This is a genomic window from Massilia sp. MS-15, from assembly GCF_020176695.1.
Lineage (GTDB): Bacteria > Pseudomonadota > Gammaproteobacteria > Burkholderiales > Burkholderiaceae_D > Telluria > Telluria hydrophila.
This window is the reverse complement of record NZ_JAIWIA010000001.1, coordinates 37377-62317: the sequence shown is the minus strand read 5'-3', so window position 1 is coordinate 62317 and position 24941 is coordinate 37377. Positions and strand designations below refer to the sequence as shown.

General features: G+C 66.8%; 24 protein-coding genes. 7 read left to right on the top strand and 17 right to left on the bottom strand.

From position 1 onward, the window contains the following. Positions 1 to 153 precede the first annotated feature (153 nt). Positions 154 to 573: a hypothetical protein gene (locus LCI23_RS00300; protein ID WP_224942316.1), complete on the top strand. Its 420-nt coding sequence runs from the start codon at positions 154 to 156 to the stop codon at positions 571 to 573. A 244-nt stretch (positions 574 to 817) separates the two neighbouring features. After that, a complete protein-coding gene (locus LCI23_RS00295; protein WP_224942314.1) occupies positions 818 to 2665 on the top strand; it encodes a flagellar assembly protein A in 1848 nt (615 codons plus the stop codon). A gap of 27 nt (positions 2666 to 2692) precedes the next feature. Here the strand turns inward: LCI23_RS00295 and LCI23_RS00290 are convergent, their stop codons facing one another. Continuing rightward, positions 2693 to 3193 (bottom strand): nuclear transport factor 2 family protein, encoded by a 501-nt coding sequence (locus LCI23_RS00290; RefSeq protein ID WP_224942312.1) that lies wholly within the window; start codon positions 3191 to 3193, stop codon positions 2693 to 2695. A gap of 23 nt (positions 3194 to 3216) precedes the next feature. After that, a complete protein-coding gene (locus tag LCI23_RS00285; RefSeq protein WP_224942996.1) occupies positions 3217 to 4026 on the bottom strand; it encodes a DUF817 domain-containing protein in 810 nt (269 codons plus the stop codon). A 147-nt stretch (positions 4027 to 4173) separates the two neighbouring features. Here LCI23_RS00285 and LCI23_RS00280 point away from each other — a divergent pair, with 147 nt between their 5' ends. The 3 genes from LCI23_RS00280 (at position 4174) to LCI23_RS00270 (ending at position 5888) form a co-directional block, all read left to right on the top strand. Continuing rightward, the gene (locus LCI23_RS00280) at positions 4174 to 4815 is read left to right on the top strand and encodes an NUDIX hydrolase (protein WP_224942310.1); all 642 of its coding nucleotides are present in this window, start codon (positions 4174 to 4176) and stop codon (positions 4813 to 4815) included. A 102-nt stretch (positions 4816 to 4917) separates the two neighbouring features. Continuing rightward, the gene (locus tag LCI23_RS00275) at positions 4918 to 5370 is read left to right on the top strand and encodes a hypothetical protein (RefSeq protein WP_224942308.1); all 453 of its coding nucleotides are present in this window, start codon (positions 4918 to 4920) and stop codon (positions 5368 to 5370) included. 68 nt (positions 5371 to 5438) lie between these two features. Continuing rightward, on the top strand, positions 5439 to 5888 hold the full coding sequence (locus LCI23_RS00270; RefSeq protein WP_224942299.1) for a chemotaxis protein CheW: 450 nt from the start codon (positions 5439 to 5441) through the stop codon (positions 5886 to 5888). A 24-nt stretch (positions 5889 to 5912) separates the two neighbouring features. Here the strand turns inward: LCI23_RS00270 and LCI23_RS00265 are convergent, their stop codons facing one another. The 11 genes from LCI23_RS00265 to dapC all read right to left on the bottom strand — a co-directional run bounded on the left by LCI23_RS00265 (position 5913) and on the right by dapC (position 17997). Beyond that, complete coding sequence (locus tag LCI23_RS00265; protein ID WP_224942296.1) at positions 5913 to 7892, bottom strand: ATP-binding cassette domain-containing protein; 1980 nt, start codon at positions 7890 to 7892, stop codon at positions 5913 to 5915. 142 nt (positions 7893 to 8034) lie between these two features. Beyond that, complete coding sequence (prmB, locus tag LCI23_RS00260; protein ID WP_224942294.1) at positions 8035 to 8925, bottom strand: 50S ribosomal protein L3 N(5)-glutamine methyltransferase; 891 nt, start codon at positions 8923 to 8925, stop codon at positions 8035 to 8037. Positions 8926 to 8952: 27 nt separating this feature from the next. Then, positions 8953 to 10098, bottom strand: a complete 1146-nt coding sequence (dapE, locus tag LCI23_RS00255; protein ID WP_224942286.1) for a succinyl-diaminopimelate desuccinylase — start codon at positions 10096 to 10098, stop codon at positions 8953 to 8955. Continuing rightward, entirely contained in the window at positions 10095 to 10469 is a 375-nt protein-coding gene (locus tag LCI23_RS00250) for an ArsC family reductase (protein WP_224942284.1), read from the bottom strand. The genes dapE and LCI23_RS00250 overlap by 4 nt, the downstream gene beginning before the upstream one ends. Before the next feature lie 225 nt (positions 10470 to 10694). After that, positions 10695 to 11789, bottom strand: coding sequence for a hypothetical protein (locus tag LCI23_RS00245; protein ID WP_224942275.1), 1095 nt, complete (start codon positions 11787 to 11789; stop codon positions 10695 to 10697). 147 nt (positions 11790 to 11936) lie between these two features. Further along, positions 11937 to 13085 (bottom strand): PilT/PilU family type 4a pilus ATPase, encoded by a 1149-nt coding sequence (locus LCI23_RS00240; protein WP_224942273.1) that lies wholly within the window; start codon positions 13083 to 13085, stop codon positions 11937 to 11939. 55 nt (positions 13086 to 13140) lie between these two features. Beyond that, positions 13141 to 14067, bottom strand: coding sequence for a MerR family transcriptional regulator (locus tag LCI23_RS00235; protein ID WP_224942264.1), 927 nt, complete (start codon positions 14065 to 14067; stop codon positions 13141 to 13143). Beyond that, positions 14064 to 15290, bottom strand: a complete 1227-nt coding sequence (locus LCI23_RS00230) for a hypothetical protein (RefSeq protein ID WP_224942262.1) — start codon at positions 15288 to 15290, stop codon at positions 14064 to 14066. Before LCI23_RS00230 ends, LCI23_RS00235 begins: the two co-directional genes overlap by 4 nt. Before the next feature lie 10 nt (positions 15291 to 15300). Beyond that, positions 15301 to 15687, bottom strand: coding sequence for a photoactive yellow protein (gene pyp, locus LCI23_RS00225; RefSeq protein ID WP_224942260.1), 387 nt, complete (start codon positions 15685 to 15687; stop codon positions 15301 to 15303). Positions 15688 to 15922: 235 nt separating this feature from the next. Continuing rightward, positions 15923 to 16747, bottom strand: coding sequence for a 2,3,4,5-tetrahydropyridine-2,6-dicarboxylate N-succinyltransferase (gene dapD / locus LCI23_RS00220; RefSeq protein ID WP_224942257.1), 825 nt, complete (start codon positions 16745 to 16747; stop codon positions 15923 to 15925). Positions 16748 to 16785: 38 nt separating this feature from the next. Continuing rightward, positions 16786 to 17997, bottom strand: a complete 1212-nt coding sequence (dapC, locus tag LCI23_RS00215; RefSeq protein WP_224942255.1) for a succinyldiaminopimelate transaminase — start codon at positions 17995 to 17997, stop codon at positions 16786 to 16788. A 199-nt stretch (positions 17998 to 18196) separates the two neighbouring features. Between dapC and LCI23_RS00210 the strand changes: the two genes are divergently transcribed. After that, positions 18197 to 20038, top strand: coding sequence for an ABC transporter ATP-binding protein/permease (locus tag LCI23_RS00210; RefSeq protein ID WP_224942253.1), 1842 nt, complete (start codon positions 18197 to 18199; stop codon positions 20036 to 20038). Here LCI23_RS00210 and LCI23_RS00205 read toward each other — a convergent pair. From LCI23_RS00205 to LCI23_RS00190, 4 genes are all read right to left on the bottom strand, one after another. Further along, complete coding sequence (locus tag LCI23_RS00205; RefSeq protein WP_224942251.1) at positions 20035 to 20241, bottom strand: hypothetical protein; 207 nt, start codon at positions 20239 to 20241, stop codon at positions 20035 to 20037. The genes LCI23_RS00210 and LCI23_RS00205 overlap by 4 nt on opposite strands. A gap of 9 nt (positions 20242 to 20250) precedes the next feature. Further along, a complete protein-coding gene (locus tag LCI23_RS00200) occupies positions 20251 to 21132 on the bottom strand; it encodes an SPFH domain-containing protein (RefSeq protein ID WP_224942249.1) in 882 nt (293 codons plus the stop codon). A 612-nt stretch (positions 21133 to 21744) separates the two neighbouring features. Further along, positions 21745 to 22431 (bottom strand): phospholipid-binding protein MlaC, encoded by a 687-nt coding sequence (locus tag LCI23_RS00195; RefSeq protein WP_224942247.1) that lies wholly within the window; start codon positions 22429 to 22431, stop codon positions 21745 to 21747. A 110-nt stretch (positions 22432 to 22541) separates the two neighbouring features. Next, the gene (locus tag LCI23_RS00190; RefSeq protein WP_224942245.1) at positions 22542 to 23192 is read right to left on the bottom strand and encodes a Vat family streptogramin A O-acetyltransferase; all 651 of its coding nucleotides are present in this window, start codon (positions 23190 to 23192) and stop codon (positions 22542 to 22544) included. Positions 23193 to 23375: 183 nt separating this feature from the next. Here LCI23_RS00190 and LCI23_RS00185 point away from each other — a divergent pair, with 183 nt between their 5' ends. Beyond that, complete coding sequence (locus LCI23_RS00185) at positions 23376 to 24938, top strand: FGGY-family carbohydrate kinase (protein WP_224942243.1); 1563 nt, start codon at positions 23376 to 23378, stop codon at positions 24936 to 24938. Positions 24939 to 24941 lie beyond the last annotated feature (3 nt).

The window sequence follows — 24941 nt, the reverse complement described above, 5'->3', positions numbered from 1 at the left end:
TCGTTTGGACATCTCGTCCATATGGCTCAGCCATTACATTGTGTTACAAACTTTACCCATTCGGTCTTACACCTCGAACGGTATGCACCTACACTGGCTGCAAGTAGAGAGCACAGCTTATCTGTTTATATCGTATCGCGGAAGAGGAACACCATGAACGACGTGTTTATCAAAAACCAGGCAGGAAGCGCCGTCCGCGCATGCGGCAAGGGCCAGCGTCTGGCCGGCCTGGTGCGCCATGGTGTGCTGGCCTGCATGATGGCCTGCGCTGCCGCCGGCGCCATGGCCGCCGGCCAGGACCGCGGCCAGCCGCCGATGCGCGACCGTTACGACAGCCGCGTGCAGGACCCGCGCTTCGACCAGCGCGCCTACGAGATGCGCGACGAGCGGCGCGACGAGCGGCGCCAGGAACAGGCGATGCGTGAACAGATCATGCGCGAGCAGGCGATGCGCGAGCAGGGCATGCGCGAAGAAGGCCGCCGCGGCCGCATGACGCCGGACGAACGCAGCGACCTGCGCCGCCAGATCAACGAAGCGGGCAAGGACCTGTACCCGAACGCCCGGCGCCGCTGAAGCCGCGCCCGGACCTTGCGAACGACGGCGCCCGCGGGCGCCGTTGCTGTTTCTGGCGCCGCTTTCTCCCGGCCCGGCCTGTGTGTTTTTGACATCGATTTTGTTGCAATATGTTTATTTATATTGCACAACATGCTATCGTAGGGCGCACTGACCAAGCCGGGAGTGAGCCTTGTCCGAATCCGTTCCATCGAGTGCCCCCGCTGCGCCCGCAACGCGTTCGGGTGCGTCCGCAACTTCTCCCGTGGCCGGTGGGCCCGAGGCCTGCATCGCCTGCCATGACGACGGCGTCTGGTGCGATGTCGGGGCCCTCGGCCCGACCCTGCTGGCGGCGGTCGACAGCGTCTTCCTCAGGAACCAGTATTTCTCCGGCCTGGACTACCCGGTCCTGATCAAGGCCTTGTACGGGCACGGTCCGGCGCTGCCGCGCAATGCGCGTGGCGAGACGGTGCTGCGCCTGGCGGACGCGATGCGGCCGTTTTCTCCCGTGCGGCGCGCGCTGTACCGCGCCGCCCGCATCGCCGACGGCGAGGCCGAGTACTATTTCGAGCAGCTGTTCCTGCCCGATGCCGCGGGCATCGAGCAGCCGGCCCGGCTCGATGTCGACGAGTTCATCGCCGACATGTGGATGAAGGGAGTCCGCTTCGGCATCGATGTCGCTGCGGTGCGCGCCGCGATCGCGGACGGCAGCCTCGGGCGCATCGTGGTGGCGCGCCGGTTGCCGCCTTCGCCCGGCCAGGATGCGCGGGTGGTCGAGGTGTCCGCCGAGCTGCACCGCAGCGACGCGCCGCGCCAGCTTGCCAACGGCAAGCTTGACCTGATGAGTTTCCAGAACCGTTTCCCCCAGATCCAGGCCGGCAAGCGCCTGCTGCAGAAGCTGCCGCGGGTGCAGGGCGCGCCTGGCTTCGACCTGTCCGGCATCGCGCTGGTGCCGCCGCCACCGTCCGACCTCGAACTGGCCGACTGGAGCGGCGCCGGCACGGCCGTGGAGCGGGTGCCGGACGGCGAGTTCGTGGTGGCGCAGCAGGATGGCTTCCTGAACGTGGAAGGCAGCCGCCTGTCGGTGGGCGACAAGATCGTCAGCCGCGACGGCGTCAGCGCGCGTACCACCGGCAACCTGCAGCTGGAAGGCGACTACGAGGAATTCGGCGAGGTGCAGGAAAACCGCATCGTCGAAGGCGACAGCATCACCGTGCATGCCGACGTGTTCGGCAACGTGCTCTCGCGCGGCGGCGTGGTGTGCCTGAACCGCAACCTGGTCGGCGGCAGCGCGCGCAATGCCAATGGCCCGGTGCGGGTGGTGGGCGTGGCCTCGGCCGCCACCATCCAGAGTGCGAACGGCGAAGTGCAGCTGCAGCGCGCCGAGAACTGCACCATCACCGGCGCCACCGTCAGGATCGTGGAAGCGGTCAACTGCGACATCATGGCCGACGTGGTCGAGATCGGCCAGGCCGAGGGCTGCGCCATCGCCGCGCGCCGGATCGCCATCGAACGCGCCGCGCCGCGCGGGCACAGCGAGATGCGGGTATTCGTGCTGCGTCCCGACTGCGGCCGCATCGACGAGGCGATCGCCATGATCCGCGAGCGCGTGGGCGAGTTCGGACGGCTGGCGGCGCAGCGTCGCGCGGTAATGGCCGAACTCACCGCGCGCGAGGAAGTGAGCAGCTATGTCAGGCTGGCGGCCCGGGTGCGCAAGGGCGAGCTGGTGCTGACCCGGGAACAGCAGCCGGCCTTCCAGAAGCTGGCGGCCTCGGTGGCCCCGGCGCTCAAGCAGATGGCCGCGCTGACCCAGGAAGTGAAGGACATCGAGGCCGAGCAGGGGTCCGGCATGGCGCTGCTGGCGCGGCTGGACCAGCAGCGCCTGGAGCACAGCGGCGCGGTCAGCGTCGCCATCGTGCAGGTCGGAGGCGAGCTCACGGTACGCGCCCTGAACGTGGAGCCGGATACCGCGGCGGCCGAGCGCAGCGCCATCTTCAGCCTGGCGCCGCGCGAGATCAAGGCACGGCTGCGCGACGCCAGCGGCGCCGAGCTGCTGTTCGCCGGCGCTAGCGGCAGTTTCAGCTGGAGCACGGGGGTGGTGCACGCCTCCTGAACACGCGCGCCAGCCAGCGCCGGCGGGTCAGTTGCATTCGCAGCTGTCCTGCGCCGGGCGGATCTCGGTGGCCTGGTGGAAGGTGTTCTTCCAGCCATCCGGCTGGCGCACCCACAGGCGTGCGAAGCGCGCGCGGAAGGGTTTCGGCGGCTGTCCTTCCAGTACCGTGCGGAAGATGCCGGTGACCAGGGCGGTGCCGCCGTCGCCGAGCAGCTGGATCTCGCTGGACTCGATCTCGTAGTTGCGCACGCGCAGGCCGTCATGCTCGAGCGCGGTGAGCAGCTCGGTCTTGCTGCGCGCGCGGCCGCGGCTTTCCACGTGATAGTACTGGCGGTCCATCAGGCCGCGCAGGACGGCGATGTCGCGCCGCTCGAAGGCCGCGGCGCGCTGGCGCTCCATCGCGGCGACGGTGGCGCGCGCGTCCTGGGCGGCCGGGCTTCGCGGCGGCTGTCCGGCGTTCGCTGGCGCGCCGGCCAGGATGGCCATCCCGAACAGGGCTGCGCGGCAGGCGGGCAGGGGGGAGCCCATGGCGATTCTCCTTTCGGCCCGGGCTAGGCGCGGGCGACGTGGATCTTTTCCTTGATGTGCTTGAGGTTGGCCACGATGGTGAAGGTCATGATGACCAGCAGCGACCACGAGCTCCACTTGCTCACGTGGACCACCGACCAGGCCCCGAGCTGGTTCGGGTAGCGCCAGACACCCCAGAAGGTGCCGATGTTCTCGGCCAGCCAGATGAAGAAGCCGATCAGCACGAAGGCCAGCAGCAGCGGCATCCGCCGATCGCGGTCGAGCGGCCGGTACACCACCGTGGTGCGCGAGTACAGCCCGAGCGCGCAGGCGGCCAGGTACCAGCGGTAGTCGCCGATATAGTGGTGGGTGAAGAAGTTCAGGTAGATCAGGATCGCGATCGTCCACGCCATCCAGTGCGGCGGATGGTGGCGGATGCGCAGGTCGAACAGGCGCCAGGCCTGCACGATGTAGCTGCCGATCGCCGCGTACATGAAGCCGGAGAACAGCGGCACGTCCAGCACCTTGGTATACGCGAAGTCGGGATAGGCCCAGGACTGGATCGCGCCGGACACCTTGAAGGCCTCGAGCGCGAAGCCGATCGCGTGGAACAGGCAGATCGCCTTCAGTTCGTCCACCGTCTCCAGGCCGGATCTCACCATCCACAGCTGGATCGCCAGCGCCACCAGCAACAGCAGGTCGTAGCGCGGAATACCGGCCAGGCCGGCGCGCGGGGTCAGCATGATGGCGGCGAAGAACAGGCCCACGAACAGGCAGGCGCGCGCGTTCTTGAAGCCGAAATACAGGAATTCCACGCCGCCCCGGCGCCAGCCGCCGAGCTGGCGCGGGCGCATGTCGAGCAGCACGTTGTCGAGGGCAAGGGTAATGGGAGCGGAGCCAGGCGTCTTGTTCATTGTTGTTCGCGCGAGGGAGCAGGTTCGGCGATGTTGGCACAGAAGACGGGGCGAAGCAATGCTGGCGCGCTGCCGTAGAATGGCGGCATGGACACCAACGTGCACCCGAAGAAGAACGAGCGCGGCCAGCCGGTGCGCCTGCATGCGCCGCACGCGCCGAGCGCGCCCGCCAGCTGGCTCGATGCGGGGAGCCTCGCCACCGTGGTACCGGGCGGGGCGCTTCCGCCCGCCCTGAACGGCCTCCCGTTCGCGCCCTGGCGCGCCGCGCCCGCCGACAGCGCCGGCTGGAGCGCGCTGGCTGCGCGCGGCGCCGCTTTCGCCGAACCGGGCTTCTCGGTGCCCGAGGGCAGGCACGCGGCGGCCGGCGCCGTGATCGTCGAGCCGGACGGGCGGGTATGGGTGGTGCATCCCTCGAACGCCTACGGCGGCTATGCCGCTACCTTCCCGAAAGGCACGGTCGACCAGGGCGTCTCGCTGCGCGCCACCGCGCTGCGCGAGGCGTGGGAGGAGAGCGGCCTGCAGGTGGTGCTGACCGGCTTCCTGGCCGACAGTACCCGCAGCCTCAGCCACGCGCGCTACTACCTGGCGCGGCGCGTGGGCGGCTGCCCGTCGGACATGGGCTGGGAGAGCCAGGCGGTGTCGCTGGTCCCGCGTGTCGCCCTGGCCGGCTTGCTGGCCAGCCCGCACGATGCACCGCTGGTGGCGGCCCTGCTGCGGCTGCAGGTCTAGCTGGCGCATCCTTCGGTCGGACCGAAGTCTGGTTCCCATTTATTGGGAACATCGGCTGGCGCAGCCGTTCTACACTTGCTTCGAGTCATGTTGAGGAATTCCATGCATATCGAGCAAGTGCAATTCGACGAGGTGTTCGACGTCCAGCCGGCCCGCGGCGACTTCAGCTTCCGCTGCGCCGGCCGTCCCGTCTACGGCGTCAATCTCCACAGCGGTGTGATCCCGCGCCCGGGTTCCCGCTTCGCGGTGGCCTTTGGCAAGCGCGGCGACTGGAACTCGGTGCTGGGTTGCCGTGACCTGGCGTCCAGCAAGGTCCTGCTCAGGCGGCCCGGCTGGGCGGCCAGCCTGTTTTCGCTCGGCGACATCCTGCTGTTCGGTCCCTTGTGCGTCGGCGCCGGACTGGCGCTGGGCGGGCCCGGGATCGCCATCGCCACCACGGCCTTGTTCACGCTGGCGATCGCGGCCGGCCTGGTGCACGGGCTGCTGCAGAACCGGACACTGAAGCTGGCCCTGCGCGCGGACGTGAACGATGCTGCGCCCACGCAAATGCAATAACTGACTACAGTCAACAATTCCCAGCGGCATGGCCCGTAGCATAGGTGGGCCCGATGAAAGGAAGCGCCATGCCGAACCACCTCGCCGCAAGACTCCAGCAATTCCTTGGCTTCACCCTGGGCGGGCTCGACTACGGGCTCGACTATGCCGCCGTGCAGGAGCTACGGCCCTACCATATGCTCGAGCGTTTTTCCAGCGACGGCGAGCTGATCGGCGGCGTGGCCCATGCGCGCGGCGTGATCATGCCGGTGGTGGACCTGCGCGCGGCCTTCGCCCCCGGCCCGGCACTGCCCGCTCCCGAGACCGAGGTGATCATCGTGCGGGTCGCCGCCGGCCTGGTCGGGGTGGTGGTGGAGCGCGTGACGGGCGTGGTGCGGCTCGGCCCGCAGCAGGTGCAGCCGATGCCCGAAGCCGACTACCTGATCGGCCTGGGCATGCTCGGCGCGCGCCGCATGGTCCTGATCGACATCGAGCGCCTGATGTCGGTGGCGCCGGCCGCGCCACGCCAGGTGGCCTGACGCCGGGGGGCGCCAAGGCCCGCCTCAGGCGGCCAGGCCTTCGAGCTGCTCCTGCAGTTCCAGCCATTCGGATTCGAGCTGCTCCAGGTCGCGCGAAGCAAATGCCTGGTCGGCCACGAGAAGCTTGAGCTTTTCCTTGTTCCCGGCCTCGTAGATGGCGGGGTCGAGCAGCTGGGCATCGACCTCGGCCTTCTTCGCGTTCAGCTTGGCCATCTGCTCTTCCAGGCGCTTGACGCGGTTCTCGATGGGCTTCCTCAGCGCGGCCAGGCGCTGGCGCGCTTCCGCTTCCAGCTTCTTCTGCTCCTTGCGGTCGACCGCAGCCGCCGCTGGGGCATCGGGCTTGCCATCCCTGGCCGGGGCGGGTGCGGGCAGCGTGTCGGTGCCCTTGCCGAGCTTGGTCTGGAACAGCCATTCCTTGTAGTCGTCGAGGTCGCCATCGAAAGGCTGCAGCTTGCCGTCGGCGACGATGATGAACTGGTCGGTGGTGGCGCGCAGCAGGTGGCGGTCGTGCGAGACCAGCACCAGGGTGCCTTCGAACTGGGCCAGCGCCATGGTGAGCGCCTCGCGCGTTTCCAGGTCCAGGTGGTTGGTCGGTTCGTCCAGCAGCAGCAGGTTCGGCCGCTGCCACACGATCAGGGCCAGGGCCAGGCGCGCCTTTTCGCCGCCCGAGAAAGGCGCGATCTTGCTGGTCACCATATCGCCCGGGAAGTTGAAGCTGCCGAGGAAGTTGCGCAGTTCCTGCTCGCGCACGGTCGGCGCGATCTTCGCCAGGTGCCACAAGGGCGACTCGTCGTGGCGCAGCATCTCGACCTGGTGCTGGGCGAAGTAGCCGATCGACAGGCCCTTGCCCAGGGTCGCCTTGCCCTCCAGGGGCATCAGTTCGCCGGCGATGGTCTTGATGATGGTCGATTTGCCGGCGCCGTTCACGCCCAGCAGGCCGATGCGCTGGCCGATCTGCAGCGAGAAGTTCACGCGCCTGACGATCGGCTTGCCGCCGACCTTGTCGCCGTGCGCGTCCAGCACCGGGTAGCCGGCGTCGACGTCTTCCAGCACCAGCAGCGGGTTCGGGGCGGACAGCGGCTCGCGGAACTCGAACGAGAATTCGGCGGCGGCGCGCAGCGGCGCCAGTTCTTCCATCTTGGCCAGCGCCTTCATGCGGCTCTGGGCCTGGCGCGCCTTGGTGGCCTTGGCCTTGAAGCGGTCCACAAAAGACTGCAGGTGGGCGCGGGTGCGCTGCTGCTTTTCAAAAGCGGCGGCCGCCAGCACCAGGCTTGCTGCGCGCTGGCGCTCGAAGCCGGAATAGTTGCCCGAATAGCGCTTCAGCTTGCGCTCGTCGATGTGCACGATGACGTTCACGATTTCATCCAGGAAGTCGCGGTCGTGCGAGATGATGATCAGGGTGCCCGGGTAGCGCTTGAGCCAGTCTTCCAGCCAGATGATCGCGTCCAGGTCCAGGTGGTTGGTCGGCTCGTCCAGCAGCAGCAGGTCGGAAGGGCACATCAGGGCCTGCGCCAGGTTCAGGCGCATGCGCCAGCCGCCCGAGAAGCTTGCCACCGGCCGCCCCATCTGCTCCAGCGAGAAGCCCAGGCCGAGCAGCAGCTGTTCGGCGCGCGACTGCACGGTATAGGCGTCGGCATCAAGCAGCGCGCTGTGCAGTTCACCGAGGCGCATGCCGTGGTCGCCCACGTCCGGATGCGCTTCCAGCTCGTCGAGTTCGGCCTGCAGGCGGCGCAGGTTGACGTCACCGTCGATCGCGTATTCCAGCGCCGGGCGGTCCAGGGCCGGGGTCTCCTGGGCCACGTAGGCCATGCGCCACTTGGCGGGGAAGTCGATGGCGCCCTGGTCCGGGTGCAGCTCGCCGCGCAGCATGGCGAACAGGCTGGATTTGCCGGCGCCGTTGGCGCCGATCAGGCCGATCTTGTCGCCCGGGTTGAGGGTAAGGTCGGCGCTTTCTAGCAGCGGCTTGGTGCCGCGCATCAGGCTGACGTTCTGGAAGCGGATCATTGCAAACTTATGGTGTCATGTAGGGTAGGCGGTCTCCCGCCCACGCGTTCAACTGTCAGGTGCACTGTGGTAGTGCATGCGATCGTTGAGCGCGTGGGCAGGGAAGCTGCCCACCCTACGAAAATCGTTGAAACAAACTGGCTTACTGGGCCTGCAGCTGTTCGGCGGTCAGCAGGAATACGGCATCGTCACCCGCGCTGGTGCTCAGCCAGGTGAGCCCCAGGTGGCCGAAGGCCGCTTCGGCATACTCGACCTCGTTGCCGATCTCGACCACCAGGATACCTTCCGGGCTCAGGCGCTCGGCCGCGCCTTCGACGATCTTGCGCACCAGGTCCATGCCATCCTCGCCGCCGGCCAGCGCGATCTGCGGCTCGCGCAGGTATTCCGGCGGCAGCTTGCCCATCGAGACGCTGTTCACGTAGGGCGGATTGGTGACGATCAGGTCGTACTTCTTGAAGGGCACATGCTCGTACAGGTCGGACTCGATCGGGTTGACCCGGCCTTCGAGCTTGTATTCACGGATGTTGTGCTCGGCCACGGCCAGCGCATCCTTCGAGATGTCCACCGCGTCGATCACGGCATTCGGGAAGGCGTCGGCCATCATGATCGCCAGGCAGCCGCTGCCGGTGCACAGTTCCAGCACGTTCCCGACGGCTTCCGGATCCTGCACCCAGGGGCTGAAGGTCTGCGGAATCAGCTCGGCGATGAAGGAGCGCGGCACCAGCACCCGTTCGTCCACGTAGAAGCGGTATTCTCCCAGCCAGGCCTCCTTGGTGATGTAGGCGGCCGGCACGCGCTCGCTGACGCGGCGCTCGATGGTTTCCATCACCTGGATCACTTCTTCCGGCAGCAGGCGCGCGTCGAGGAAGGGGTCGAGCCGGTCGAGGGGGAGCTTCAGGGTGTGCAGGACCAGGTAGGCCGCTTCGTCGAAGGCTTCGGCGCTGCCGTGGCCGAAGAACAGTTTCGCGCCGTTGAAGCGGGTGATCGCATAGCGCAGCAGGTCGCGCGGCGTGCTGAAAGTGGTGTTGGTCATGGCCTTCTCCCGAGGGTTGTTCTGGTTCTACCGTTGCTGCGGCGCCAGCAGCTGTTCCAGCGTGCGGCGGTAGATGTTCTTGAGGGGGTCGATGTAGCGCAGCTCGATGTGTTCGTCGATCTTGTGGATGCTGGCGTTCGGAGGCCCGAATTCTATCACCTGCGGGCAAATGCGGGCGATGAAGCGGCCGTCCGAGGTCCCGCCGCTGGTCGACAGTTCGGTCGGCACGCCCAGTTCGTCGAAGATCGCGCTGCACACGGCATCCGACAATGTGCCTTTCGGTGTCAGGAAGGGCTGCCCGGACAAGGTCCATTCCAGCGCGTAGTCGAGCCCATGGCGGTCGAGGATGGCGTGCACGCGCGCTTCCAGGCCATCGGCGGTGCTGGCGGTGGAGAAGCGGAAGTTGAAGTCGAGCGCCAGCTGGCCCGGGATCACGTTGTTGGCGCCGGTTCCTCCCTGGATGTTCGAGACCTGCCAGCTGGTGGGCGCATAGTATTCATTGCCCTCGTCCCAGACCTCGGCGGCCAGCTCCGCCAGCGCCGGCGCGGCCTGGTGGATCGGGTTGCGCGCCAGGTGCGGATAGGCGATGTGTCCCTGGATGCCCTTGATCACCAGGTGGCCCGAGAGCGAGCCGCGGCGCCCGTTCTTGATGGTGTCGCCCAGCACGTGGCTCGACGTGGGCTCGCCCACCAGGCAGTAGTCGAGGGTCTCGCCGCGTTCTTCCAGCCGCTCGCAGACGACGGCGGTGCCGTCCACCGCCGGGCCTTCCTCGTCGCTGGTGATCAGGAAGGCGATCGAGCCCTTATGGTCGGGATGTGCCGCGATGAACTCCTCGCAGGCCACGACCATGGCCGCGATCGAGGTCTTCATGTCGGAAGCGCCGCGGCCGTACAGCTTGCCGTCGCGCCGGGTCGGCGTGAACGGGCTTGATGCCCACTGGTGCTCCGGCCCGGAAGGCACGACGTCGGTGTGGCCGGCGAACACGAACACCGGCGAGGTCGTGCCCTTGCGCGCCCACAGGTTGGTGACGCCGTTCGATGCGATGGTCTCGCAGGCGAAGCCCAGCGGCGCCAGCAGCGCGATGAGGCGCTGCTGGCAGCCCCTGTCGTGCGGGGTGACCGAATCGAGGGCGATCAGCTCTTCGGTGAGCAGCAGGGTGCGCGAGGCTTTCATGCCGCTTCACCCGGCCGGGCCGCGAACCTGGCCGCGTAGGCATCGGGCGCGAAGCCGACCGAGACCGGGCCCACGCCGGCCAGTACCGGGCGCTTGATGACGGACGGGCTTTCCAGCATCAGGTCGAGGGCGCTGGCCTTGTCCTTGACCTGCGCCTTGCGCTCGTCCGGCAAGTTGCGCCAGGTAGTGCCCTTGCGGTTGACCAGGGTTTCCCAGTCGAGCTGTTCGAGCCAGCCAGCCACCAGCGCGCGGCTCAAGCCCTGCTTCTTGAAGTCGTGGAAGTGGAAATCGTGGCCGTGCTCGCTGAGCCAGGTGCGGGCTTTCTTGACGGTGTCGCAGTTGGGAATGCCGTACAGGGTAATCGTATTCATCAAGTCGGATGCTGGGGTTTGTTCGATCGGCGGGAGCCCGCGGGGCATGGCACCGCGCGGAGCCCGGTGCAGGCGAGAGAATAACATGGAGGCCCCGCCCTTGAGGGCCGCGGGGTTTGCGCCACGGGCGCAGGCGGCGACTGCGTCCGACGGGAGAGGGCAGGGAAGCGCCGGTAGGAGGAAGGACCGGCGGATGGCGCAGCGCGTACTGGCGCGTGCGGGGTGTCAGCCGGGTGCCACCGGCGCCAGCCTGCCGGTCGGAGCGCACCGCGTCTTCCTGCGCCTCAGGAAGCAGAGAGCGGCCAGGCATGTTGGAAACACGAGGTGGCTGGCCGGCTCCGGCACCGGCTGCGCCACAGCCGGGCCGGCCAGGTTCAGGATGACGCCATCGCCGACGGCGGAGGCCGCGATGATCTGGTGACGGTCGTTGATGCCGTAGGCCATGTAGTCAAGTCCGTCATCGTTCAGGACCAGCGGTTCCAGGTCGTACATGACGCCATTGCTGTACAGGAAGCCTTGGGCGTCGCCGAAGGAACCGACCACTTCGCCAAAACTATTGATCCCGTAGGCAATGCTGTACTGCTCGGGACCATAGCGTTGTTCCAGGATGGCGCCCAGGTCGATCAGGGTTCCGTCCGGCCTCCATAGCGCGGCATGCCCACCCGTCACGCCGACGGCATAGCCGGCCTTGTTCACCGCGTTGGCAAAGCCGTAGCCGTGCCCGTAGGGCTCCAGGATCTGCGCCTGGCCGTTCGCGTAGCGTGCCGCCCGGAAGGCGGGAAACCCCGGCGGATCCGTTTTCAGGTTGATGCCATGGGCGGCGCCGACCACCACGCCGTCGTCGTTGATGTCATAGCCCGAATTCCAGCGGCCTGCGATGCCTGCCACGCTCAGCGTTCCATTCGGGCGATAGACTGCCGCCAGGCTCAGCTGACCCAGCCTGTGGATTTCGCCAGCCACGTCGGCATGATTGTTGAGTGCGAATCCCGTCATGGGAAGCCCGGCGGTGGACCCATTGGTGTAGTGCAGGGCGTGGTTGTAGAGCATCACGCCGGCATCATTGATGTCGATCCGGTTTGTCCCCGCTCGCACATCGTCGAGCGTGCTTGCCACGCCCCCGTCCGACAGGAAGAACTGCCGCTGTCCCAACAGCGGGCCCATGGTGCCGACCACCTGGCCGCGATTGTTGATGGCCATGGGAATGACGAAGTCGTCGGCCCCGAGCAAGGACATGACATACTGCGGCCCGGCCTGGGCGCAGTCGATGGCGCCCGCGAAGAGGGTCAGCAGGGTGAACGAGAATCGGTAGACAGGGTGCATGAAGCGCTCCTCATGAGTAGTGAGTGACGCATCAATGCTATTGCTATTTATTTATTGAAAATTGTTAATTCGCAAATATTCACTTGCTTGTGGAAACATTACTATGAGCAACTTTCCGCGTCTGCTCCGCTTTGCAGGGCGGCCCATTCAGTTGTTGCTGAGCGTAAACTCGGTGAATGAAGTGGCCGCGACCTCGCTACCCGCCTGCGGCGCCTGGGCGGGCGGCTGCGCGCTATCCGGCCCATTGTTGAGCATCCACAACAGGTTGGTCGCCGAATCGGCATTCGCCAGTGCCTCATCCTGGGTCACCATGCCATCCTTGACCAGCTGAAGTAGCGCCGTCTCGAAGGACTGCGAGCCCGGCGACAGGCTCTTGTCCATCGCTTCCTTGATCTGGCCGATCTCGCCCTTTTCGATCAGGTCGGCGATGTAGCGGGTGTTGAGCATCACCTCGACCGCGGCCTGGCGCTGGCCGCCGGCGGCGGACTTGACCAGGCGCTGCGAGACGATCGCCTTCACGGCGGACGATAGATCCTGCAGCAGGGCAGCGCGGTTCTCGATCGGATAGAAGCTGATGATGCGGTTCAGCGCGTTGTAGCTGTTGTTGGCGTGCAGGGTCGCCAGCACCAGGTGGCCGGACTGGGCATACGCCAGCGCCGCCGCCATCGCTTCCTTGTCCCTGATCTCGCCGATCAGGATGCAGTCGGGCGCCTGGCGCATCGAATTGCGCAAGGCGGTGGCGAAACTGGTGGCGTCGCTGCCGATCTCGCGCTGGTTGACGATCGACTTCTTGTTCTTGAACAGGTATTCGATCGGGTCTTCCAGCGTCAGGATGTGGCCGCTGCGCTGGGCGTTGCGGTGGTCCAGCATCGAGGCGATCGTGGTCGACTTGCCGGAACCGGTGGCGCCCACCACCAGCAGCAGGCCGCGCTTTTCCATGATCAGATCAAGCAGCACCGGTGGCAGGCCCAGTTCGCCAATCGGCGGGATGTTCGCCGGCACGAAGCGGAACACGGCCGAGATCGAGCCGCGCTGGCGGAAGGCCGACAGGCGGAAGCGCCCCAGGTTGGGCATCGACACGCCCATGTTCAGCTCGTTGTCGCGCTCGAGTTCGACCATCTGCTCGGGCGAGACGACTTCCGATAACAGGACGCGGATGTTTTCCGGCTCCAGCCGGTTCTGGTTGATCGGAATCAGGCTTCCATTGATCTTGATGTGCACAGGCGAATTCGCCGCGAAGAACATGTCCGAAGCGTTCTTCTCTTTCATCAACTGGAACAGGCGTTCCATCATCATGTCGGGCCTCTTGCGTTGCGGTAATGTATTCGAATTCATTCTACCGCAGGAAGATCTACCCAGGCTGGCCGCCGCCGGCGCGCCACGCCACCAGGGCGGCCCGTCCGCTGGCGAGCGTTGGCAGCAGGCGCACGCCTTCGATGGCGCCCAGCGCGGCCACGCCGGCCCCGCCCGCCCACAGCTGTACCGGCTCCGGCAGCAGCCGGCGCAGGCCCAGCACGGCCGCGCCCACCTGGCGCTTCGGGTAGGCGGCCGAAAAGGACAGGGCGACGATGTCGGCGCCCTGGCGCTCGACCGCGCGCACGATGCTGGCGGGCGGCGTTCCGGTACCGAGGGCGATGCAGCTGGCGCCGTCCAGCGCCAGCAGGATCTCGATCATGCCCAGGCCCAGGCCGTGCGCTTCGCCCGGCAGGCTGGTGAGAAGGATGCGCGGCGCACCGGCGGCCTCGGGCAGGGCAGCCCGCGCGTGGCGCAGGATGCCGGCCATGGTCTCGGTGTACAGGTGTTCCTCGAAGATGTCGAGACCGCCTTCCGCCCAGCGCGCACCCACGGCCGTGGTGAGCGGGGCCGCCACCTGTTCCACGAAGCGCTCCACGCCCAGGCGCGCCAGCTGCTGGCGCAGGGCGTCGCGCAGGGCGACCGGGTCGCGCCCGACGCCCGCCAGCAGCGCCTCGACCAGGGCCTGCGCTTCCGTACCGGCGCACGCCGCCGCGGCGCGCGGCGCCTGCCGGACGAGCTGCGCCAGTTGCGCATGCTGCAAGCCGGCCAGGCGTCCGGGACGCAGGCCCTGGTCCAGCAGGCGCTTCATCAGTCGCAGGCGCTCGACCTGCTCGAGCGGATAGGCGCGCTGCCCCAGCGCGTCGCGCACCGGCAGCGGAAAACCGTAGCGCTTTTCCCAGGCGCGCAGCACGTCCTTCGACAGCCGGGTCTCGCGCTCCACCGCGTCGATGCCCAGCGTGGCCGGCGCGCCTGGCTGCGTCATGCGATGCTCCAGTCGGCCGCCTTGCCCATGGCGCTGCGCGGCAGCGCGCTGCCGAAGGTGAAGGCCTTGGGACGCTCGGCCACCGCCAGGCGCGCATCGACCCAGGCGCGCAGTTCGCGCGCGAAGTCCTCGCGTGCTTCGCCATGGCCGGCGTGCGGCACGATGAAGGCCTTCAGGCGCAGGCCTTCGTCCGGGCGCATGAGGCGCACCGCGGCGTCTGCCACGCCGGGATGGGCGCACAGCACCTCGCGCACCCGTTCCGGAAAGACGTTGACGCCGCCGACCTGCAGCGCGCCGTCGCAGCGCGCGCCCACGGCAAAACTGCGCGCGCCGCGCCAGTCCAGCGCGTCCTGGGCCTGCAGGCTGATGGTGGCGCCGCCCGGCAGGGCGCGCAACAGGCCGCGCTGGCCGGCGCCGCGCGCCAGGTAAGGGAACAGGCGGTAGTCTTCGCGCGCCGTACGGCGCCAGCCCAGGCCGCCCGTCTCGGAGCTGCCATAGACCTGGAACAGGGCTGCCAGCCCGGCCGCCTCGGTCGCCTCGGCCACCGCAGCGGGGCAGGGCGCGGTCGAGCTGACCCCGAACACGTCTGGCGCGAACGGCGCGCACGCGGCGCTGGCCGCCTCCCACAACAGCGGGTGGCCGATCACCAGGTCGCCGGGCTGGGTGTGGCGGGCCAGCTGGCCGGGCAGGCGTGCGCGCACGCTCAGCACGTCGTCCGGTCCCAGGCCCAGGTGGCGCGGCAGCAGATGGGAAAACAGGAAGCCGTAGATATGGTGGCTGGGCACGGCCACCAGCAGGCGGCGCCGTCTAGGGAACAGGGAGGCCAGGGCAGCCGCCTCCTGCTCCAGGCACGCCAGTTCGTGGACGCAGCGCTTCGGCTGGCCGCTGCTGCCCGAGGTGCTGAACACGATTTCCTGGTCCCAGTGGGCCAGGGCGGTGGCGGCCAGGTCGGCCCACTCGCCCAGGCTGCGGCGCGCCAGCAGGTAGTCCTCGACCCCGCTGTGCTGCATGCCCAGCGCCGTGGCCAGCACGCCGGCCACGTGCAGCAGCTCGAGCGAATCGAGGCCCAGGTCCTGCTGCAGCGACAGGCTGCCGGTCCACGCGCCAGGCTCGATGGATGGATCGTGGCGCAGGGTGGCCAGTTCGCCGGCCACCAGGTCGGCGATGTAGCGCAGCAGCGCGGGACGCTGGGTCCACCAGGGGGCGGGGTGCGGCAGGGGCATCGACATCGGCTTACAGGCGCTTGACGAAGATCCAGTAGGTCCCGTCGCTGATCGCCTTCTTCATGTGGATCTTCACCTTGGTCGGCGTCATCTTGTAGTCGAACACGTATTCGAACATGGTATTCAGGGTGCCGGTGCGCACGCCGGCATCGAACACGCCCTTGAAGCGCGAGGTGTTCGTGCATGGCGCCACGTCACGGAAGAAATTGCTGCCGATGACGGCGCTGGCCTGGCGTCCGGTGATCTGGGCTTCCGCCTCGTTGTAGCGCAGGATGGTACCCTGGGCGTCGAGCTGGATGGCGCCAAAGGCGAGCTGGTCGATCTGCGTCGCCGACATGTCCGTCAGCTTGTTCTCGATGTCGTCTTTGCCGAATGCGATGATGTTCAGGTTACTCATGCTGCCCTTTGGTGAATGGTCGTTTGTCGGTGTTTGTCCAGGACAAAGCGAAATATACATTGCACTATGGAAATACAACAAGCGGCATGGCATCCAGTGGTGGCATTTGTCCAGGACGAAAGCGGGACAAGGAAGGCGCGGCGCGGCGGGAGGCCGCGGGCCGGGAAAGCGGAACGGCGGGAGCCGCGCTGGCCCCCGCCCGGGACAGGCCGGGCGCACGTGGCGCCCGCGCGGATCACTCGCCGCGCAGCAGTTCGTTGATGCCGGTCTTGGCGCGGGTCTGGGCGTCCACGCGCTTGACGATCACGGCGCAGTACAGGCTGTACTTGCCATCGCTTGAGGGCAAGCTGCCCGAGACCACGACCGAGCCGCTCGGTACCCGGCCGTAGCTGATCTCGCCGGTGGCGCGGTCGTAGATCCTGGTCGACTGGCCGATGTACACGCCCATCGAGATCACCGAGTTCTCCTCGACGATCACGCCTTCCACGATTTCCGAGCGGGCGCCGATGAAGCAGTTGTCCTCGATGATGGTCGGATTCGCCTGCATCGGTTCCAGAACGCCGCCGATGCCGACACCGCCCGACAGGTGCACGTTCTTGCCGATCTGGGCGCAGGAGCCGACGGTGGCCCAGGTATCGACCATCGCGCCTTCGTCGACGTAGGCGCCGATGTTGACATAGGACGGCATCAGGACCACGTTCCTGCCGATGAAGCTGCCGCGGCGGGCAACCGCCGGCGGCACCACGCGAAAGCCGCCCTTGGCGAAGTCTTCCGGCGTATAGTCGGCGAACTTGGTCGGCACCTTGTCGTAGAACTGCATGTCGCCAGCGGCGACCGGCACGTTGTTCTCGAGACGGAAGGACAGCAGCACGGCCTTCTTGATCCACTGGTTGACGACCCAGCTGCCGCTGTCCTTCTGCGCCACGCGCAGGCTGCCGTTGTCGAGGCCGGCGAGCACGTGGGCGACGGCGTCGCGCACTTCCGCGCTGGCGCTGGCTGGGCTGATTTCCGCGCGCTGTTCCCACGCGGTGTCGATGATGTTCTGGAGTTGTTGGCTCATGATGGTTCGGTGGTTGGGTGGTTCGGTGGCGCTGCCGGTCAAAGGCCCTGGCAGAACGCGACGATGCGGTTGGCCGCCTCGAGTCCTTCGTCGACGCTGGCCACGAGGGCCATGCGGATGCGGTTGCGGCCGGGATTCAGGCCGTGCGCCTCGCGCGCAAGGAAGCTGCCCGGCAAAACCGTCACATTATATTCGGCATACAGGCGGCGCGTGAATTCGAGGTCGGACAGGCCGGTGCGGCGCACGTCGGCCCACAGGTAGAAGCCGGCGTCCGGCAGCTCGACGTCCATCACGCGTTTCAGGAGCGGGGTGATGAGGCGGAACTTTTCGCGGTACAGCGCGCGGTTGTCCAGCACGTGCTGCTCGTCGTTCCAGGCCGCGCAGGACGCCGCCTGCACCGGCGGCGACATGGCGCCGCCGCTGTAGGTACGGTAGAGCAGGAACTGCTTCAGCAGGCGCGGGTCGCCCGCCACGAAGCCCGAGCGCATGCCGGGCACGTTCGAGCGTTTCGACAGGCTCGAGAACACCACCAGCCTCGGGTAGGGATGCGCGCCGCCGCTGCGGCCCAGCGCATGCGCCGCCTCCAGCGCGCCCAGCGGCGGCACCGAACCGGCATAGATCTCGGAATAGCATTCGTCGGCCGCGATCGCGAAGCCATACTGGTCGGACAGCGCGAACAGCTGGCGCCAGTCGTCCAGGCCGAGCACGGCGCCGGTCGGGTTGCCCGGGGAGCACACGTATAGCAGTTGCACGCGCTCCCACACCGCGGCCGGCACGCTGCCGTAGTCGGGCGCGAAGTTGCGCCCCGGCTCGGAATTCACGTAATACGGCGTGGCGCCGCACAGCAGGGCCGCGCCCTCGTAGATCTGGTAGAAAGGATTCGGGCTCATCACCAGTGCGTCGCCGCGCGCGCCGTCCACCACGCACTGGGCGAAGGCGAACAGCGCCTCGCGCGAGCCATTGACCGGCAACACCATGGTGGCCGGGTCGAGCGCCGGAATGCCGTAGCGGCGCTCCAGCCAGCCGGCGATCGCCGCGCGCAGCGCTTCGCCGCCATGGGTGCTCGGATAGGCCGACAGCCCCGCCATCGCATGCATCAGGGCCTTCTCGATGAAGGCCGGTGTCGGATGCTTCGGTTCGCCGATGCCCAGGCTGATCGGGGAGTAGGCGGGATTCGGCGTGACGCCGCTGAACAGCTGGCGCAATTGTTCGAACGGGTAGGGATGGAGCTGGGCGAGATGGGGATTCACGTCGGTACCGGCGGCTGCAATGTGGAGATTCGGACAATTATAGCCCCACCAGGATGGCGCGTTCCGCCGCTGCCCAGTCCTGCGTGCCCCTGCGCAGCGCCGCAGCGCATTGCCGGGGCCGCGCTATGTCCGCTTTTGCACGGAACGCGCGCCCGCCCGCCCGTATGCTGGAAGCCTGCCTTACGCCCTGGTCCGAAACATGAAAACGCCCGATTCCGCCCGCCCCGCCGCCGCGCCTCCTGTTTCCGCGGCGGAAGGGCCGCGGCGCGGCGCCCCGCTGTCGCTGGCCGCCTGGAAGCAGTTCCTCGCCGTCGCCCGGCCCTACTGGCTGGGCGAGCAGAAAGGCCAGGCCTGGACCCTGCTGGTGCTGCTGCTGGCGCTGATGCTGGTCGAGACCCGGCTCGCGGTGCTGCTGAATGAGCAGGCCGGCGAAATGACCTCGGCCCTGGCCGGGCGCGAGGGCGGCCGTTTCTGGCAGGCGGTGCGCGCCTGCCTGCTGGTGCTGGCCTTCGCCGTCCCCGTCTATGCGCTGTACTACTTCATGCGCGACCTGTTCGCCAACCAGTGGCGGCGCTGGCTCACCGGGCGCTTCCTCGACGGCTACCTGCGTGAACGCACCTACTATTCCCTCGGCGCCGACGGCGCGATCGACAACCCGGACCAGCGCATCAGCGAAGACATCAACAGTTTCACCGGCCGCTCGATCCACTTCCTGCTGGTCTTCATCGGTGCGCTGATGCAGCTGGTGGCCTTCAGCGCCGTGCTGTGGTCGATCTCGCAGCTTCTGGTGGGCGTGCTGGTCGTGTATGCGCTGGCGGGAACCGTCGGCGCCCTCTACCTGTTCGGCAATCCGCTGATCCGGCTGAACTTCTGGCAGTTGCGGCGCGAGGCGGATTTCCGCTTCAACCTGATGCGCCTGCGCGAGAACGCCGAATCGATCGCCTTCTACCGGGGCGAATCCCAGGAGCGGGCCCGCATCGACGCCAGTTTCGATGGGGTATTCCGCAATTTCGCTCGCCTGATCCGCAAGCAGTGCGCGCTGAACGTGTTCCAGCGCGGCTTCAGCCAGCTGACCCTGGTATTGCCGGGCATGATCCTGGCCGAGCGCGTGCTGGCGGGCGAGATGGAAGTGGGGCGGGCGGTGCAGGCCGCGGGCGCGTTCACCGCCGTGCTGGGCGCGGTGGGTGTGATCGTCGACAATTTCGAGAGCCTGAGCCGCTTCGTGGCAGGCATCGAGCGCCTGCAGGCGCTGGCGCGGCTGGTGCTGCCGGATGCGGGTGGGGTCCCGGGCGCGGCTGCGACCGCGGCGAAGGCGCCGCGCATCCAGACCCTGCCCGCCGCGCACCTGCGCCTCGACCGGCTGACCCTGCACCCGCCGCAGTCGGACCGGGTCCTGGTGCGGGAGCTGAGCCTGGCCTTGCGGCCTGGCGACGCGCTCCTGATCACGGGCGAAAGCGGCTGCGGCAAGAGTTCGCTGCTGCGCGCCATCGCCGGCCTGTGGTGTCATGGCAGCGGTACCATCCACCGTCCAGCGCTGGACCAGTTCTTCTTCCTGCCCCAGCAACCCTACCTGCAGGCTGGCACCCTGCGCAGCCAGCTTGCCTATCCGAGCCCGGACTCGCCGCTGGACGACGCGGCCCTGCTGGAGATCCTGGACCAGGTGCAGCTGCCGCGCCTGGCCGAACGCGTGGGCGGGCTGGAGGCCGTGCAGGACTGGGAAAAACTGCTCTCGGTGGGCGAGCAGCAGCGCCTGGCCTTCGCCCGGGTGCTGGTGCACGGGCCGGCCATCGTGGTGCTGGACGAGGCGACCAGTGCGCTCGACAGCGGCAGCGAAGCGGCGTTGTATGCGCGCCTTCGCGACAGCGGCGCGACCCTGGTCAGCATCGCCCACCGCGCGGCCGTGCTGCGCCACCATACCCACGTCCTGCACCTGATGGGGGAAGGGCGCTGGGAATCGATGGAAGCCGGCGCCTATGCCTTCGATGGCGCGGCGGGCAGGGTGCGCGGCAGCGCGGGCCGGCCGGCCGATATTGCGGCTTAGGCCGACCCGCCTTCGCTGTCTTCGTCTCCGTTCGCGTTCCTCGCCTCGGGCTGGCGGATGCCGCGCCGCGCCAGTCCTTCGCGCAGCAGGAACTCGATCTGCGCATTCACGCTGCGCAGGTCGCGCGCGGCAAGCCGCTGCAGTTCATCCCACAGGGCGGGGTCGATCCGCAGCGGATACGCTTTTTTGCCTGGACTTGCCATGCTGTACGGTCAGTTGTAGAGGGTGCCCGTGTTCACGATCGGCTGGGTTTCCTTGTCCGAGCACAGTACCACGAGCAGGTTGCTGACCATCGCCGCCTTGCGCTCGTCGTCCAGCTCGACGATGCCGCGCTCGGACAGGCCCTTCAGCGCCGATTCCACCATGCTCACCGCGCCATGCACGATCTTGGCGCGGGCGCTGATGATGGCTTCGGCCTGCTGGCGGCGCAGCATCACCTGGGCGATCTCGGCGGCATAGGCCAGGTGGGTCAGCTTGGCGTCCAGCACCTCCACGCCTGCAGCTTCGAAGCGCGCCTGCAGTTCGCGCTGCAGCGCATCGGCCACCACGTCCATGCCGGCGCGCAGCGTGGTCTCGTCCTGGTGCAGGTCTTCGCCCTCGTCGTAGGCGTACTGCGAGGCGAGGTGGCGCAGCGCGGCCTCGGCCTGGATCGCGACGTAGCGCTCGAAATCGTCGACCTCGAACACCGCCTGGGCCGTGTCACGCACGCGCCAGACCACCGCCGCGCTGATCTCCACCGGGTTGCCGCGCTTGTCGTTGACCTTGATGGTCGGGACATTGAAGTTACGGGCGCGCAGCGACAGGCGGCGCTTCACGTAGAGCGGGAAAGCCCAGCGCAGGCCCTCGCCGCGGTCGGTGCCGATGTACTTGCCGAACAGGGTCAGGATCGCGCTCTCGTTCGGCTGCAGCATGAACAGGCCGGTAAAGCACAGTACCCCGGCCAGGCCCAGCGCCACGCTGGCCAGGAAGGCGAACGGGCCGCCGCCATTGAGCAGCCAGGCCGCGGCCGCCAGCAGGACGATGCCTGCGCCGGCTGCCAGGTAGCCGTTTGCGGAAGAGAATGCCTTTTCGCGGCGGGAGGGGGCTGCATGCATGGTCGTTTCCTTCGCTGGTGGGTGACATTAAAGTGATATCACTTTAGGATCACTTGAACTGATTGTCAAGTAATAAGCAGTTCACCCGCAACAACAGCCATCAGCTTGGCGTTCAAGCCAAACCTGCGTGCGTCCGCTATCGACCCATCGCGCGTAAACACTCAAAACGAAGGACGGGGAGCTGAGTTGTAGGGATCAAGCCTGTTCGGGAATGTAAAGAAGCGTTCCAGGCCTTGCAGTCCCATTTGGGCACTTTCAGCAGGGCCAGTACGGATAAGGCTCCAAACAGGCCTTGCAGTGTCAAAGAACGGGCGTACGCTCCGATCGCTGCAAACATGCTCTCAGTGCCCAGAATCGCCATCGAATGCCTGAAGTTATCAGCAGGTACGTGCAGGCTTATTTCTGCTTTCACGCGCTGCTGTCAGCAAGTGCGTCGCGTCCCGATTCTCGTCACATAGGGTGGCGGCTTATCCACAGACCCAGTAGCACAGGAAGTTAACAAACCTGTTGTTAGTGCCTCGGAGACATGAGCGGTAGTTGCAGGAAAGCGACGCGCATCGGAAACTGTCCGCTCGCTGGAAGGAATGGGCATCATTCGATGCTTACCACAAGCTATTTTCTACTCTGGATGCGCTGGAGCAGTGATCTCATCTCGCTCAGCAGCCGGTCGGCGCCCTGATTCTTGAGGATTCGTCTGTTCTGAGACGCATAGGAGGTAAGTACAGATAAGCCGTTGATGCTCACGTCAACGATGACCCATCCATCAGCGGTAGGCATCAACTGATATCCGAGCTTCAGAACACCACCGGATGGACTTGTATCCCCTACTTTGTTGCTCACTACCACAAGGCTGTCGCACCTATCAAGTTTTAGCGATTCACAAAGCGCAATTGATTTAGTACCCGTGGGTTGGAAGATATCACCGGCAAAGGTTTCCATCTGCCCCATGCTGGAGACACCAGTCGACCGAAAGGCATCGCGTAGCGTCAGTAAAAATATCTGGCCGAAAAGATCTGAAAATTCGGTCTGTTGGGCCGGGGTGAGCGTTTGCCAGTCGTCGCCTAACATAACGGCCGACATCGCGCTGACGGCCACGTATTTCCGAAGGGTCGGCGACAGGCGATCACTATATGCGTTGAACCCGACTCGCTCGGTCTCGCGCATGGCACTCAGGGTGGTCGCTTGAAAGTCTTGAAGCGCCAGCCGGCCCGCTCGCGGGGTGATCTCGGTCCCGTAGGTAAATCCCGACACTGCAAACGACAGGGCTAGCGCAACGCTGCGTACCATGACGAGCCGCATTTGTGTACCTCCCGGGTAGAAGGGTGGGGTATGTCACACAATCTTATTACATTCCCCGGCACTTCGGGAGGGGGAATAATCCCCGCAAAAAGCCGGTTCACCTGGCATGCTTATTTCGACGAATCAACAGCCGCCGCGTTCTCGAGCGCATCAACATCTCCCGCTCGAATCTGGTTGAGATGTCTGCTGATCCACGTTATCGGACGATCCCACCAGGCGACTGATTGCAGTCTCCGTACACTATCCGGGTCGAACCGTGATCGCACCATCTGTGCCGGGTTTCCGCCAACGATCGCGTAGGCGGGGACATCGGCTGTTACCACTGAGCGCGCTGCAATGATCGCGCCGTCTCCGACAGTTACACCTGGCATGATCAGCGTGTCGTAGCCGATCCAAACATCGTTGCCGATGACCGTATCGCCCTTGTACGGTAGCTCATCTGCGGACGGGCGCGCAAGCTCCCAGCCGTTGCCGAAAATGAAGAATGGGTAGGTCGAGATACCGCTCATCTGGTGATTGGCACCATTCATGATGAATTTGACACCGCGTGCGATCGCACAGAATTTACCGATTCTTAGCCGATCTCCAATAAAAGGAAAATGATACAGCACGTTTTTTTCGAAATTTGCGCACCCGTCCGGATCGTCGTAGTACGTGAAATCGCCGACTTCAATGTGTGGACGTGTGATGACATTTTTCAGGAAACAAATTTGCGGAAAGCCTTCCATGGGGTAAGTCGTGTCAGGGCTTGGGCCATGCATTTGTCTTCTCCAATATCTAAATGTCTTTTCCTGGGACGATGGCAGACGGTTAGAATGGTCCAGTGTACGATATTGCTATCACGACAAACAAGATGTTGTTAGACGTTCCAGGCAAGCTGCCGTGGTATTCGAAGCCAACTTGCCCTGTGGGCGAGCAGCACGGCATCCCGGCCGGGAGCGCCCATGCATGATCCGCTGATCCTCGCCATCGACAACGGCACGCAAAGTGTGCGGGCGCTGCTGTTCGACCTGCGCGGCGAGCTGGTGGCCAAGGCGCAGGTGCCGCTGCAGGACTACACCAGTCCCCATCCCGGCTGGGCCGAGCACGACCCGGAAGGCTTCTGGCGCACCCTGTGCCTGGCCTGCCGGCGCCTGTGGGCCGAGCCCGGCGCCGACCGGGCGCGCATCGCCGGCGTGGCCGTGACCACCCAGCGCGGCACCGTCATCAACCTCGACCGCGCGGGCCGGCCGCTGCGTCCCGCCATTACCTGGCTCGACCAGCGCCGCACCGACGAGGTGCCGCCGGTCGGCGCGCTGTGGCGCGCCGCCTTCAAGCTGGCGCGGGTGGACGGCACGGTGAACTACTTCCGCGGCGAGGCCGAGATCAACTGGATCCGCGCCCACCAGCCGGAGGTCTGGCGCGCCACCGACAAGTTCCTGCTGCTGTCGGGCTACCTGAACTGGCGCCTGTGCGGGCGTTTCGCCGACTCGTCCGGCTCGCAGGTGGCCTACCTGCCGTTCGACTACCGGCGCCGGCGCTGGGCCGGGCGGCGCGACTGGAAGTGGCAGGCGCTGGCCGTGGAGCCGCACATGCTGCCCGAGCTGGCCGAGCCGGGTGCGCGGCTGGGCGAGATTGGCGCCGCGGCGGCGCAGGACACCGGCATTCCGCAGGGACTGCCGCTGCTGGCGGCGGCAGCCGACAAGGCCTGCGAGGTGCTCGGCGCCGGCTGCGCCGCGCCCCATGTCGGCTGCCTGAGCTACGGCACCACGGCCACCATCAACGCCACCACCACCCGTTACCTGGAGGCGACGCCCTTCGTGCCGCCCTATCCGGCGGCGCTGCCCGGCGCCTACAGCGTGGAAGTGCAGGTGTTCCGGGGCTACTGGATGGTCAACTGGTTCAAGGAGCAGTTCGGCCACCATGAGCAGGCGCGCGCCCTGCTGGAAGACGTGGCGCCCGAGCGCCTGTTCGACGAGCTGGCGCGGGCGGTGCCGCCCGGCGCGATGGGCCTGATGCTGCAGCCCTACTGGACGCCCGGCATCCGGGTGCCGGGACGCGAGGCCAAGGGCGCGATCATCGGCTTCGGCGACGTGCATACCCGGGCCCACGTATACCGCGCGATCCTGGAAGGCCTGGCCTATGCGCTGCGCGAAGGGAAGGAGCGCATCGAACGGCGCGGCGGCGCGCGCATCACCGATCTGCGCGTGTCGGGCGGCGGCTCCCAGAGCGACGTGGCGATGCAGATCACCGCCGACATCTTCGGCCTGCCCACCGCGCGGCCGCACGTGTACGAGACCTCGGGCCTGGGCGCGGCGATCGATGCCGCGGTGGGACTTGGCCTGCATCCGGACTTCGATGCGGCGCTGCGCGCCATGACCCGGGTCGGACGGGTGTTCGAACCCGATGCGGCGAGCCAGGCCGTGTACGAGCGCCTGTACCGCGAGGTGTACCTGAAGATGTACCGCCGGCTGCGGCCGATGTACCGCGACATCGCGCGCATCACCGGCTATCCGCAGCGCATGTGAGGC